Consider the following 14,112-nt stretch of genomic DNA (forward strand, 5'->3'; position numbering starts at 1 on the left):
CGAACCATGACGGATTCCCAGGGCAAGGCGGCAAAGCCTCTCATCTTCAACGGCTTCGGCATGACCGTGGTCGGGCATGTCTCGGCGGGCCTCTGGCGTCACCCCAGCGACCGCGCCCACACCTACACCAGCCTCGAATACTGGACGTCGCTTGCCAAGCTGCTCGATGAGGGCGGCTTTGACGCGCTGTTCCTCGCCGATGCGCTTGGCCATCTCGATGTCTTCCGGGGAACGCCGGACGCGTCGCTGCGCACCGCCGCCCAGTCGCCGGTGAACGACCCGCTGCTGCTGGTGTCGGCGATGGCCGCCGCCACTAAGCACCTTGGGTTCGGCATCACTGTGTCGACGACCTATGAACAGCCTTATCTCCTCGCCCGCAAGTTCACCACGCTCGACCATCTGACCAAGGGCCGCATCGCCTGGAATATCGTCACCTCGGTTTTGGAGTCCGCAGCGAAAAATCTCGGCCTCGAACGCCAGATCGACCATGACGAGCGCTACGATCTCGCCCAGGAATTCCTTGATGTCGCCTACAAGCTCTGGGAAGGATCCTGGGAGGACGGAGCGGTCGTTCACGATCGCGAGAAAGGGCTCTACACCGACCCCACCAAGGTCCATCCGATCGGCCATCACGGCAAGTATTTTTCCGTGCCCGGCGCCCATCTTGCGCAGCCCAGCCCGCAGCGCACGCCGCTTCTGTTCCAGGCGGGAACCTCGCCGCGCGGGCGCGAATTCGCGGCCCGCAATGCCGAGGTGGTGTTCCTCGGCGGCACCAGCACGGCCACCATCCGCCGCTCGATCGAGGCGATCCGCGCGCGCGCCGTTGAGCTCGGCCGGGCGCCGGACGCGATCAAGTTCATCACCGCTGTCACCGTGATCACCGGCGCCACCGACGAAGAGGCCGAAGCCAAGTACAGGGATTATCTGTCCTACACTAGCGTCGAGGCCGCCCTTGCCCTGTTTTCGGCGTGGACCGGTGTCGACTGGTCGCAATATCCGCTCGATCATCCGCTCGAATATATCGAGACCAATGCCGGCCGTTCCGCGCTCGCCAATTTGACGCGCATCGACGCCGACCGGCGCTGGACCGTCGCCGGCATCGCCGACTATATCGGGCTCGGGGGCATCCATCCCAAGCTAGTCGGCTCGCCGCGGAAAATAGTCAACGAGCTGGAGCGCATTGCCGAGGAATCCGGTGTCGACGGCTTTAACCTCGCCTATGTCGTCAACCCCGGCACGTTCGAGGATTTCATCGAATTCGTGGTGCCGGAACTGCGGCGGCGCGGCCTCATCCGCGAACGGGGCGCGGCGGGCACCACGATCCGAGAGCGCTTCCAGGGCGCGGGCCAGCGCGGGCTTCGCGACGACCATCCGGGTGCCGCCGCACGCGACCGCTCGAGCTGGGGTACGGTCGCCGAGGCGGCCGAGTGAGCAGCATCCATCTCCATTGGTATCTGCCGACCAACGGTGACAGTCGCGAGATTGTCGGTTCGGGCGATGATTCCCACCTCGGCAATGGCCCGTCGCGCTCGCGCTTCCGCGAAGCGACCATCGACTATCTCTCGCTGATCGCCAGGACCGCCGAGACATTGGGCTTCGAGGCGGTGCTGACGCCAACCGGAACCTGGTGCGAGGACGCCTGGATAACCACGGCGGCGCTGGCGCAGGTCACCAAACGGCTGAAGTTCCTGGTCGCCTTCCGCCCGGGCCTGATCTCGCCCACGCTTGTCGCCCATCAGGCGGCGACCTTCCAGCGCATATCGGACGGCCGGCTGCTGCTCAACGTCGTCACCGGCGGCGATCCGCTGGAGCAGAAGCGCTTCGGTGATCACCTCGGCCACGACCAGCGCTATGAGCGCACGGCGGAGTTCCTCGAGATCCTGCGCGGGGTGGTGCTGCCCGCCGGTTCGGCCCAGCGCTTCGATTTCAAGGGCAGGCACTACGATATCGAGGGCGCGCAGATCGATTTCGGCAAATGGCCGCTTCCCGACATCTTCTTCGGCGGTGCAAGTCCTGCCGCGCAGGCGGTCGCCGCCCGCCATGTCGATACCTATCTGGTCTGGGGCGAGAGTCCGGCAACCGAGGCCGCCAGGGTGGCGCATATGCGCGAACTGGCCGCCGCAGAAGGGCGCCGGCTGAGCTTTGGCATTCGCCTGCATGTCATCAGCCGCGACACCGAGGCGCAGGCCTGGGAGGAAGCCGAGCGGCTGCTGGAGCGACTGACGCCGGAGCGGATCGCGCAGGCGCAGGCCATCCTGGCGCGCACCGAATCGGCCGGCCAGCGCCGCATGAATGCATTGCACGGCGCCACCGCAACGCTCACCGCGCGCCGCGTGCGCGATCTCGAAATATCGCCGCACCTGTGGGCCGGCTACGGCCTGGTTCGCGGCGGCGCCGGCACGGCGATCGTCGGCAGCCATGAGCAGGTCGCAGCCCTCATCGAGGAATACCACGCCGTCGGCTTCGACCACTTCATCCTGTCTGGTCAGCCGCATGTCGAGGAAGCCTATCATTTCGCCGAGGGCGCGTTTGCGATCCTGAAATCGAAGGGGCTGCTCGCGGCCTGAAGCATGTGTGGCCTTTGATGGGTCGTCACAGTGGAGCATGACGAGAAGACAATGTCGGGAATTCAGATACATCCGGGCTTCGGGGACGTCGAATTCGAAACCTGGGTACGGAAAGCCGTGCCAAGGCCACGCACCTATTCGCGGCCACCCAGACCGGAAGAGAGGGGGCCCGAAGTTCTGCCCACATGGAAGGCGTCATGACACTGGATGTGCGCCTGCTGACCGGAAAGGCCGAGCTTAGGCAAGCCGTGCGGACATTCCGCACGGCGATGGTCGGCCTGCCGCCGCTCGGCCCGATCGACGACTCGCTGGTCGACAAATTGTTTGAGCCGGACCGGACCTGGGGCGCCTTCGAGGACGAAGTGCTTGTCGGCACCACCGACTCCTATTCCGGGCAGATCGTGGTTCCGGGCGGTGCCTGGCTGCCGCAGGCCGCCGTCACCCATGTCGGGGTGCTGCCCACGCATACGCGGCGCGGCGTGGCGACTTCCCTGTTCGAGGCACAGTTACGAGGCGCGCGCGAGCGGGGCGAGGCGGCGGCCACATTGCGGGCATCCGACGCGCGCATTTACGGTAATTTCGGATATGCGATCGCCAACACATCCGTCAGTTTCGAGGTCGACACACCGCGTGCGCGTCTGAGGGCGGGACGGAGATCCGGGGACGAGATCCGCCTGGTCGAGATAGACGATGCCTGGGCAGTGCAGGCGCGCATTTATGCGGGCCAGCCGGCCCCGCGCGCGGGGGTCATCGCGCGCTCGGCCTATTGGTGGGATTTCCAGGCGTTGCGGCAAACGAAAAGCGGCGGTCCCGCCTATGTCGCGGTCCACGGCGAAAAAGGGTCCGAAACAGGTTTCGTACGCTATCACCCTGTCGGTCTCGACAGCTGGTTCACCAGCTCGGAACGCACCATCGTCGTCGATGACATCGTGGCCTACAGTGCTGATGCCTATGTCGCGCTGGTGGCGCATCTGCTGGCGGTCGACCTGCCGCATCGCATCGTCTTCTGGAGCCGCCCGGTGGACGACCTGCTGCCTTGGCTGTTCGAGGACTTCCGAAGCGTTCGCGTATCAGCCGTACGCGACGAGACATGGCTGCGACTCCTTGACGTCGAAAAGGCCCTGACAGCTCGAACCTACGCAGGGCCCGACAGCGTGGTGCTCGAGGTTTCAGATGCCGTCTTGCCCGAAAACGCAACCCGGTTGCGCCTCTCGGCGCAGGGGGCGGAGCGAACCAATCTTCCCGCCGCCGTCGTCACGGATGTGGCCGCAGTTTCCGCCGCCTATCTCGGCAGCGTGAAATGGTGGCAGCTTGCACAAACGGGGCGCCTCGGCGCCTTCGACCGTGCCGCCGTCGAAGCGCTCGACACGCTGTTCATGGCGCCCGCTCTGCCGCATTCGGGAACAATGTTTTAATATAATGTTTCAATATAAAATGGGGTTTGAATGAGTATATGAAAAATAGGTGATTATATCTCAAATTTACAATCAACGAATGTAATTATATCTGCAGGGAATATCATTAATATGGAGAGATTTAATGGCAACTCGTGTTGCGAATATGGTATTTCAAGCCATTTCAGGAGGAATTATTTCGCTTTCTGTTCTTGGGTACTCCGCGCAGGCGGAAGATATCAAACCTGGCGGGACTCTGCGCATTGCCTCGATCCAGTCCGATCTCGACGCCTTCGATCCACTCACCGGCTACAGCATCGATTCCTGGGAAATCCTGCGCGCGACGACGCGTCAGCTGGTAACCTATCCCGGCTCGCCAGCCGGTCTCAAGGAAGACACCACGCTGGTGCCGGACCTCGCAAAGTCCTGGGACGTCAGCGATGACGGCAAGGTCTACACCTTCCATCTGAAGGACGATGTATTCTTCTCAGGCTCAACCGATCGCAAGATCGTGGCCAGCGACTTCGTCTACGGTGTCAAGCGCTTCTGCGATCCGAACAAGCAGGTGGCCGCCATCAATTATTTCAACCTCGTGATCTCCGGCTTCGTCGACTATTGCAAGGATTTCGCGAAGGTTCCCACCGGCGATCTCGCAGCGACGAAGGCTTTCACCGACACGCACGAGATTGCCGGCGTCTCGGCTCCGGATGATCACACGCTGGTCATCAAGTCGGACACCAAGAACTACGACTTCCTCAATATCCTTTCGATGAACTTCGTGTCGCCGGTGGCGCCAGAGATCGCGTCCAAATATTTCCCGGACTCGCTCGACTCGCGAAAGAACCTGCCGTCCAGCGGGCCCTATTATGTCGACACCTATGATCAGGGCCAGAAGCTTGTGCTGAAGAAGGCAAAGAATTTCAAGCCGGAGTCCGACCAGGCGCGCAAGGCCTACGTCGATGAGATCGACATCGATTTCACCGCCAACAGCGAGGACAGCGTCGTCCAGAAGATCATCGCCGGCGAGGCCGATCTGTCGCTCTATCTCGACATCCCGCCCATCCCGACGATCCAGCGCTTCGTTTCGCAGAAGAGCCCCAATATCCATGTGACGAACAGTGGGTCGGCGAACTTCATCACCTTCAATGCCCGTCCGGAAGCCAAATCGGAAGGCGCTGAGGCGCTGCGCAAGCTGAAGGTGCGGCAGGCACTGACCTATGCCGTGAACCGCGAGCATTTGGCGCAAACCCAGGCCGGTTCCATCGGCGCCGTGCCGCTCACCCAGATCATCACCTCGACCATCCTTGGTTTCGAGAAGTTCGATCCCTATCCAACCGAAGGTTATAGGGGCGACCCGGTCAAGGCCAAGCAATTGCTTGCCGAGGCAGGCTATCCGAATGGCATAGCCTTCGACGCCATCTATCGCGGAAATGCGCAGTACGAAGCGATCGCGGTAACGGTGAAGGAGGATCTGGACGCAGCCGGCATCACGCTCAACCTAATCCCGATTCCGCCGACACAGTGGTATGCCTTCATCCAAGATCCGAAGAGCCGCTGGGACGTATCCCTGGGTGGCAGCTTTTCGCCGGACTGGCAGGGACCGAGCACACGTATGCTGCTCGGCGGCTGGCTGAACTCAGACGCAGCGCCCTGCGGGACCGGCAACGTCCACGCCATCTGCTACAGCAATCCGGAGCTGAACAAGCTCGCGGCGCAGGCTTACCCGTCCGATGATCCGGAACCGATCTGGACGAAAGCCGACCAGCTCGTCTCCACGGACCTGCCCTGGATCCCGCTGTTCGAGAAACGCAAGGTCGTGGTCACTTCCGATCGCCTCGCCAACTGGGTGTGGTCGTCGCTCGCGGTGAATGCCGACATCACCAACATAGCCCTCAAACAATAGCAGGGCTGCACCGAAAAAGGAGGCACAAGTGTCCATCTTCTCCGTCGCCGATCTGCGCGTCGCATTCGGCGCCTCGGAAGTGGTGCACGGCGTTTCCTTCGCCGCCGAACCGGGCAGAACGCTCGCCATCGTCGGCGAATCCGGTTCGGGCAAGAGTGTGTCGCTGCTCGGCGCCACCGGCCTTTTGCCGGCGGGGGCCAACGTGCGCGGCAGCGTCTTGCACAAGGGCGATGAGATACTGGGCCTCCCCGCCTCCGATCTTCGTCGGCGGCGGGGAGCCGACATCGGTTTCATCTTCCAGGATCCGCTCAGCAACCTGCATCCGCTGAAGACGGTAGGCCAGCAGATCGCGGAAACGATCACCTCGCATCGCAGAGTGGGGCGCAAGGAACTGCGTGAGCGCGTTCTCGCCCGTCTGGCCGATGTTGGCATTCCCAATCCCTTAGCCCGCGTGAACGACTACCCCAGGCAGTTCTCCGGCGGCATGCGCCAGCGCGTCATGATCGCGGCGGCTATCGCGCTCAATCCCGGCCTCATCATCGCCGACGAACCGACGACGGCGCTGGATGTCACCGTGCAGGCCTCGATCCTCGATCTGCTGAAGCGAATTCAGCAGGAGCACGGGACGGCCATGATCTTCGTCAGCCACGATCTGGCCGTCGTTTCGGATATCGCCGACGATGTGCTGGTGATGCGCGCTGGGCAGGTGGTGGAGCAAGCTTCGGCCGAACTGATCTACAAAGTGCCGCGACAGGCCTACACCAGGGAGTTGCTTGGCGCGGCACGGCTCGGCGGCTTGGCTGCTCGTGGTACACAGTCACCATTGCCTACGGCGCCCGACCTGCTTTCTGTGTCGGCGGTCGCACGCTCTTTCGCGGGTCGTTCCGCCGCCGGTGCGCTGCTCAGGCCGGTGCTCAGCGATATTTCCTTCACGGTCCGCGAGAACGAGATCGTCGGCCTCGTCGGCGAATCCGGCTCCGGCAAGTCGACCATTGGCCGGCTGATAGCCGGCCTCGACCAGCCGGACGAAGGCAGCATCTCGCTGCGTGAGCGTACCTATTCGCGTCCTGGCCCCGGCGGGGTCAGCATCGACCGGAAATTGCGGTCGGACATACAGGTCATTTTCCAGGATCCCTATGCCAGCCTGAACCCGCGGCGTCGTATTCGCTCCATCCTGGCCGAACCCTTCATCATCGGCACGAAGCTGGATGCGGTCGCTATACGCCGGCGCGTCGAGGAACTGGTGCGCGATGTCGAACTTTCAGGCGACGTGCTCGACCGTTTTCCAGCGCAGCTTTCCGGAGGTCAGCGGCAGCGCGTGGCCATCGCGCGCGCCATTGCGCTCGAACCCTCGCTGATCGTCGCCGACGAGCCCGTATCGGCATTGGACATCACGACGCAGGCGAAGATCATCAAGCTGCTTCAAGCCATTCGCCGGCAAAGAAACCTGTCGCTGTTGTTCATTTCGCATGATCTGGGTGTCGTGTCCGAACTGTGCGACCGCGTCATCGTGCTGGAGAAGGGGATCATCGTGGAGGCCGGCGAGACGGCGCGCGTCTTCGGCGCTCCGCGTCATCCCTATGCGGTCAGGCTGATAGACGCGATTCCCGGCAAGGCCCTTAGGCACGACCCGGTTCCCGAGCGGATCGCCGCGCATGCCTGAGGTCCATTCGCTTGCGTCCGTTCAGGATGGCCTCCTGTCGGGACATGGTGAGATCGTTCGGTCCTACAGGCTGTTGCTGCTGCGCGCGCTGCTCACGGAAAGGTCGTTCTGCATTGGCGCGCTGATCATCGGCTTCGTTGTAGCCGGCGCGCTGCTGGCGCCGGTGGTTGCATGGCTGCTCGGTCACGGGGTGACGGAGCAGTTTCGCGATACGGCGCTGACCGAGATGGGGCTGCCGACCGGTCCGACATTCGAATTTCCGCTGGGCGCCGACGGCAATGGCCGCGACGTGTTGGTGCGCACGCTTTATGGCGCCCGTGTGTCGCTGGCCATCGCTATCCCGGCGACCACGCTGGCCATGATCATCGGCACCGCGATCGGCCTCGTCAGCGGCTTCTTTGCCGGCCGCGTCGACCGCGTCATTTCGCAGGTGGTAGACGTGGCCTTGTCCTTCCCGTTCATCGTTACCGCGCTCAGCCTGCTGTCGTTGAACCGGGGTGAAGACGGCAAGCCGCTCGTTGCGCCGTCGCTGGTGGTCGTGCTGATCATAACCCTGTTTTCGTGGACTTACTTCGCCCGGCTGACGCGCGGCCTGGTGCTTGTCCAGCGCCGCAGCCCGCTGGTGGAGGCCGCGCAGACGATCGGTGCATCGAAGGGCAGGATCATCGTGCGCGAAATCCTGCCGAACATCGCATCGGTGATCCTGGTCTACTGGGCGGTGCAATTGCCGACCAACATCATCGCCGAGGCGACGCTTTCCTTCCTCGGCGTTGGCGTGCAGGCGCCGCAGCCAAGCTGGGGCAACATGATCGCCGAGGCGCAGCGTTCCTCACTCTACCAGTTGCAGCCCTGGTTCCTGCTCGGGCCGGGCATAGCGCTTTTCCTGACCGTGGCCGGATTCAACACGCTGAGCGCCGGCCTGCGCAACGTCCTCGACCCCCATCGCCGCGGCAGGTGACGCGATGATCCGGCATACAGGCGAGCTGATCTTCCGGGCGCTGTCGACGCTTCTGATTGTGCTGGTAATCGCGTTCTTCATCACCCGCATCGCGTATCGCAATCCGGCCGCGATGCTGGCGCCCCGCAACGCCAGCCAGCAGGCGATCGACGCCATCGCGCATGCGCTGCGCCTCAACGAACCGTGGTATCTGCAGCTGTGGTATTACCTCTTCCGCGGCCCCGACATCCAGGGCGCGCCGATGGGGCTTGCGCACTGGCCGCCGGGTTTGGGTTATTCCTTTCGCAAGCAGACACCGGTCACCGAGCTCATCCTCTCAAAGGTGCCCGTGACCCTGTCGCTGGCACTTGGCGCGGTCGTCATCTGGATGACGTTTTCGATCCTGCTCGGTGTGGTTGCCGCGCGCCGTCAGGACTCCTGGCTGGACAGGCTTATATCGGGCTTCGCCTATGCCAGCCTGTCAGTGCCGACATTCCTCTCGGGCATCCTGATCTCCTACTTCCTCTTCTTCCAGTTCTCCAACTATGGGATCTTCTGGTTTCCAAGCAGCGGCTATGTGCCTCTTACGGAAAATCCGTTCGAATGGGCGCGTCATCTGGCGTTGCCATGGTTGACGCTGTCGCTTGCCGAGATCGGCATTTTCCAGCAGCTGGTGCGCGCAAGCATGCTCGAGGTCCTGGGCGAGGACTACATCAGGACCGCGCGCGCCAAGGGCGTTCCGGAATGGCGGGTCTATTACGATCATGCATTGAAGGCCGCCCTCAATCCGGTGATCACGCTCGGCGGTCTTGAGCTCGCTGTCATCATGGGCGGGGCGATCGTCACCGAGACGATCTTCGGACTGGACGGCGTCGGCCGGCTGGCGATCAACTCGGCGCTCGAAGGTGACTTTCCCGTCGTCATCGGGACAACGATCTTCGCGGCTTCTTCGTTCGTACTCTGTACTTTCGTCGTCGATATCGTGACAAGATGGCGTGATCCGTCGAGCCTATCCTGAGATTCGCATCAATGACGATTTGTACATTCGTGGAATGGCCGGAAGGACTGGAACCGGGCGGGGCAGCATGATGAGATGCAGTGCGTCGGCAGGTGGAGGCGGCGAGACCGAACATCCTTGTCACGAATGAGATGCCCTTTGGTCCCTGGCTGGCGAGCGACAAGGTGTTCGACCTGATCGTCGTTCCGAGAGCCACCTCGACAAGCCAGGAGAAATGGGTGACCGCCGGCGCAATGGGCGCCATCGTCTCCGGTTGCTATGTGGTCAATTCCAATCGGAGCGGAGCCTCGGCCACGGCTGGCGCAGAGCTGGTCGATTTCCGATGACGATCTCGTCTACACCTTCAACTTGCGCCATGGCGTCAAATGGCATGACGGCCAGCCCTTCACCGCCAGGGACGTGGTGTTCAGCTTCCAGAAATTCCTGCCCGCGCTTCAGGCTCGCTCAAGGCTCGATCTGGCGGAGGCGAAGGACATCGCCGCGCCGGACGAATACACCGTGGTGTTCACGCTGAAGGCTCCTTACCTGGCCTTCCTCTACGTGCACAATAAAGCCGTACTGCCTACCCATCTCTATGGAGGGATGATGGACTTCCGCAACGCCGAGGCAAACAGCAAGTTCATCGGCACCGGCTCGTTCAAATTCGCGGAGTGGAAGAAGGGGTCATTCATCCATTTCGTGCGAAATCCCTAATATTGGGACACCGGCAAACCTTACTCCGACCAACCTGCCTTTCAGAAATACTTGCTACTCCCGGCTGGATCAAAGAAATCGCCGGCTTTGAGGGGTCGCCGATCCATCCGTTAAAGTCTTCTGGCACTCCAAGGGATCGAGTGCCAGTCCTGCTGAGCGCAAGCCAACAGGCTCTGCGTTGTCACAGGAGATAGGCTTTATGAGTTTCAAACCATTGCATGATCGGGTGGTGATCCGCCGGCTCGATAGTGAAGAGAAGACCAAGGGTGGGATCATCATTCCGGATACGGCCAAGGAAAAGCCTCAGGAAGGCAAGGTCGTGTCCGTCGGCTCCGGCGCGCGCGACGAATCAGGCAAGTTGGTGCCGCTCGATGTCAAGGCGGGCGACAAGGTGCTGTTCGGCAAATGGTCGGGCACGGAAGTCAAGATTGCGGGTGAGGACCTGCTGATCGTCAAGGAATCCGACATTCTCGGAATCATCGCCTGACGCCTCCGCTCGGCGACCCGAAGGGATTGCCGAAAGGTCGTACGCCAATTTCATCAAATCCGGAGCGTGACGCGCCTGCATGAACGATGCGCGGCGCTTTGCCAGACAGGGTATTCAACATGGCTGCCAAGGAAGTAAAATTCTCAACCGATGCCCGCGACCGCCTTCTGCGCGGCGTTGACATCCTCGCTAACGCCGTCAAGGTGACGCTCGGCCCGAAGGGCCGCAACGTGGTCATCGACAAGTCGTTCGGCGCGCCACGGATCACCAAGGATGGCGTTACCGTCGCCAAGGAGATCGAACTCGAGGACAAGTTCGAAAACATCGGCGCCCAGCTTGTTCGCGAGGTCGCGTCCAAGACCAACGACCTCGCCGGCGACGGCACCACCACCGCGACCGTTCTTGCCCAGGCGATTGTCAAGGAAGGCGCGAAGTTCGTCGCTGCCGGGCTCAACCCGCAGGATCTCAAGCGCGGCATTGATCTTGCTGTCGCCACCGCGATCCAGGACATCCGCAAGCGCGCCCGCAAGGTCGCCTCTTCCGATGAGGTCGCGCAGGTCGGAACAATCTCCGCCAATGGCGAGACCGAAATCGGTCGGATCATCGCGACAGCTGTCGAGAAAGTCGGCAAGGAAGGCGTTATCACGGTGGAGGAAGCCAAGAGCTTCGAGACCGAACTCGATGTGGTCGAGGGGTTGCAGTTCGACCGCGGGTATCTTTCGCCCTATTTCGTCACCAATGCCGACAAGCTGGTCGTGGAGTTCGATGAACCCTACGTGCTGATCTTCGAAAAGAAGCTGTCGTCTCTGCAGCCGCTGCTGCCGATCCTGGAATCGGTGGTGCAGACCTCCAAGCCGCTGCTCATCATTGCCGAGGATGTCGAGGGCGAGGCGCTGGCTACGCTCGTCGTCAACAAGCTGCGCGGCGGCCTGAAGATCGCCGCCGTCAAGGCTCCGGGCTTTGGTGATCGCCGCAAGGCGCTTCTCGAGGACATTGCCATCGTCACCGGTGGCCAGGTCATCTCGGAAGATCTCGGCATCAAGCTGGAAAACGTTACACTGGCGCAACTCGGCCGCACCAAGAGGGTCCGCATCGACAAGGAAAATACGATTGTGGTCGATGGCGCCGGCAAGAAGTCCGAGATCAAGGCCCGCATCGGTCAGATCAAGACCCAGATCGAAGAAACAACCTCGGAGTACGACAAGGAGAAATTGCAGGAGCGTCTGGCCAAGCTTGCCGGCGGTGTTGCCGTCATCCGCGTCGGCGGTGCGACCGAGGTTGAAGTGAAGGAAAAGAAGGACCGTGTCGACGATGCGCTGAACGCGACCCGAGCGGCTATCGAAGAGGGCGTCGTGCCGGGCGGCGGTGTCGCGCTGTTGCGCGCAAAGAGCGCCGTCAATGGGCTGAAGAGCGACAATGAGGACATCCAGGCGGGCATCAGCATCGTGCTGAAGGCACTTGAAGCCCCGATCCGTCAGATCGCCGAGAATGCCGGTGTAGAAGGATCGATCGTTGTCGGCAAGGTTCTCGAAAACAAGTCGCTGACATTCGGCTTCGACGCGCAGAACGAGACCTATGTCGACCTGCTGCAGGCCGGCATTCTCGATCCGGCCAAGGTGGTGCTGACCGCATTGCAGGACGCGGCATCGATTGCCGGCCTGCTGGTGACGACTGAGGCCCTCATCGCCGACGCTCCGGTCAAGAACAAGCCGGCGCTGCCGGCTGGCGGCCCTGGTGGCGGCGGCCTCGACTTCTGATCCGCCAACGGCGTCACGAGAATACCCGCCTTGCAATCGCACCGCTCGCGCACCTCGCGCGGGCGGTGCGTTCACGCTGAGCTATCTGCGAGGGGACTATGTGGCATTTAAGCGAGGGGAAAGGCCGCGACATCGTTTTCATTCATGGCTGGACCATGGACCATCGCGATGAAATGCGGATCCACGAGCCGATATTCGCGCTGAGACCGGGCTGGCGCCGACCAGGCGCCTGGTGACATCAGGGTCGCGGGGTCGCTGCCACCGCTTTTTGAAAGCTACCGGCCCGGCAATTTCAAGGCCGACGAAGCGCCACGCATCCTCGAAAGCCTAGTTGCGGGACTTGCTCCCTACATCGATCTTTGGCTTATCGAGACGCAAAGCTCCACCGTCGAGGCGTTGAAGGCGCTCGCGGCGGTCAGGACGTCGCGCTTGCCCATCTTTGTCTCCTACACGTTGAAGGACGAAGATGGGCGCGCCGGCCCGCCGGAGCTGAGATCTGGCGAGCCCGTCGCCGACGCGGTAGCGGTGACGGTTGAGGCTGGAGCATCGGGGATCTTGTTCAATTGCAGCCAGCCCGAGGTCATGGGCGACGCGGTCGTCGCGGCTCGCAAGGCGATCCCCGCATCGGGCAAGCGCAAGGTGGAACTTGGCGTCTACGCCAATGCCTTTTGCCCGAGCCACCTTCCGACACGCCATATGCGGGAATTTCCGAAATCAGGAATGACCTTGACCCCGAAAACTATCTCAAATGGGTAAGGCTGTGGGTGGAACAGGGGGCAACGATCGTTGGCGGTTGCTGCGGCATAGGCCCCGAACATATCGCGGCGATCAAGGCGAGCCGCGATGTCGGGCCGGCCGCTTGAGGTGCCGGCGAGACGCCGGCGTGTGGATCGGAAAGGACAATTTGAATGAGCGGCCTGAGGGTCAGAACGCGGCAGACCGGCGCCACCGCAACACTGCGCCTAGGCGAGCAGCCGACGGTAACCACACCGACGAAAGGCCGTATCGACATCGCGACCGGGGTCGACCAGCCGGGCTTCAACCCGCTCGACCTGCTCTATGCTTCCCTGGCGGCCTGCATGGTGTTGAGCGCCCGCATCGCGGCCGGCAGGCTCGGCGTCGGTGACGGGCTGCACGACGTGCGCGCCGACGTATCGGGCAGTAAAGCGCACGGCGATGTTTCCCGCATCGGCCAGTTCAGAATTGTCCTTGCAATCGAAGGGGATATCGACGCGGCCACGAAGTGGAAAATCGCCGAGGATGCGGAGACGATCTGCACGGTGAGCAACACGCTGCGCGGCGCGCCAGAGTTCACCACGGTGTTCGCGGACTAGGCTTCAGCTTCAGAGGCAACGCGCAAAGGCATCTGCCTAGGCGACCTCCGAAAATCAACTTCAAGCCGAGCTCGGAAAGCCAATCCGCCATTCGGCCAAAATGGGCACAGATTTCCGAATTGACGGCAAATCGCGGATATTTGGAGCCAGTCACGGCGCTGGTCGCTCTGTAAGAATGGCGCGGTATCAACCGAGCCGAAATGCCGCGACATTCGATCTCGAGACGGACTAGAGCCCCACAGAAAAGAAGGCGTCCAGCGTGAGAGCACGACGAGGCGCAATCAATTCAAATCAACTTCACAGTGAACAGGATTTCTCGATGAGCCTTCCGCAAACGCGATCCAGATTGTTCGGCGCAA

13 protein-coding genes are annotated in these 14,112 nt (G+C 62.1%); all 13 read left to right on the forward strand.

The genetic code is table 11. The annotated features are described in order from the left end of the window. The first annotated feature begins 6 nt into the window (after positions 1–6). Complete coding sequence (locus tag AC07UC_RS34685) at positions 7–1,431, forward strand: LLM class flavin-dependent oxidoreductase (RefSeq protein WP_494909243.1); 1,425 nt, start codon at positions 7–9, stop codon at positions 1,429–1,431. Further along, the gene (locus AC07UC_RS34690; protein ID WP_494909244.1) at positions 1,428–2,567 is read left to right on the forward strand and encodes an LLM class flavin-dependent oxidoreductase; all 1,140 of its coding nucleotides are present in this window, start codon (positions 1,428–1,430) and stop codon (positions 2,565–2,567) included. The genes AC07UC_RS34685 and AC07UC_RS34690 overlap by 4 nt, the downstream gene beginning before the upstream one ends. A 197-nt stretch (positions 2,568–2,764) precedes the next feature. After that, positions 2,765–3,982: a GNAT family N-acetyltransferase gene (locus AC07UC_RS34695; protein WP_494909245.1), complete on the forward strand. Its 1,218-nt coding sequence runs from the start codon at positions 2,765–2,767 to the stop codon at positions 3,980–3,982. 124 nt (positions 3,983–4,106) lie between these two features. Further along, positions 4,107–5,864, forward strand: a complete 1,758-nt coding sequence (locus tag AC07UC_RS34700) for an ABC transporter substrate-binding protein (RefSeq protein WP_494909246.1) — start codon at positions 4,107–4,109, stop codon at positions 5,862–5,864. Positions 5,865–5,892: 28 nt separating this feature from the next. Next, a complete protein-coding gene (locus tag AC07UC_RS34705; RefSeq protein ID WP_494909247.1) occupies positions 5,893–7,527 on the forward strand; it encodes a dipeptide ABC transporter ATP-binding protein in 1,635 nt (544 codons plus the stop codon). Then, a complete protein-coding gene (locus tag AC07UC_RS34710) occupies positions 7,520–8,485 on the forward strand; it encodes an ABC transporter permease (RefSeq protein ID WP_494909248.1) in 966 nt (321 codons plus the stop codon). The genes AC07UC_RS34705 and AC07UC_RS34710 overlap by 8 nt, the downstream gene beginning before the upstream one ends. 4 nt (positions 8,486–8,489) lie before the next feature. Then, positions 8,490–9,482 (forward strand): ABC transporter permease, encoded by a 993-nt coding sequence (locus tag AC07UC_RS34715; RefSeq protein WP_494909249.1) that lies wholly within the window; start codon positions 8,490–8,492, stop codon positions 9,480–9,482. A gap of 258 nt (positions 9,483–9,740) precedes the next feature. Next, entirely contained in the window at positions 9,741–10,175 is a 435-nt protein-coding gene (locus tag AC07UC_RS34720; protein ID WP_494909250.1) for an ABC transporter substrate-binding protein, read from the forward strand. Positions 10,176–10,374: 199 nt separating this feature from the next. Continuing rightward, entirely contained in the window at positions 10,375–10,662 is a 288-nt protein-coding gene (groES, locus tag AC07UC_RS34725; protein WP_494909251.1) for a co-chaperone GroES, read from the forward strand. Positions 10,663–10,781: 119 nt separating this feature from the next. Beyond that, the gene (groL, locus tag AC07UC_RS34730; RefSeq protein ID WP_494909252.1) at positions 10,782–12,419 is read left to right on the forward strand and encodes a chaperonin GroEL; all 1,638 of its coding nucleotides are present in this window, start codon (positions 10,782–10,784) and stop codon (positions 12,417–12,419) included. Between the two features lie 255 nt (positions 12,420–12,674). Then, on the forward strand, positions 12,675–13,175 hold the full coding sequence (locus AC07UC_RS34735) for a homocysteine S-methyltransferase family protein (RefSeq protein WP_494909484.1): 501 nt from the start codon (positions 12,675–12,677) through the stop codon (positions 13,173–13,175). 8 nt (positions 13,176–13,183) lie between these two features. Then, positions 13,184–13,282, forward strand: a complete 99-nt coding sequence (locus tag AC07UC_RS34740; protein ID WP_494909253.1) for a homocysteine S-methyltransferase family protein — start codon at positions 13,184–13,186, stop codon at positions 13,280–13,282. Positions 13,283–13,327: 45 nt separating this feature from the next. Beyond that, a complete protein-coding gene (locus AC07UC_RS34745; RefSeq protein WP_494909254.1) occupies positions 13,328–13,753 on the forward strand; it encodes an OsmC family protein in 426 nt (141 codons plus the stop codon). Positions 13,754–14,112 lie beyond the last annotated feature (359 nt).

The organism is Mesorhizobium sp. GW821-FHT04C10 (assembly GCF_059420305.1).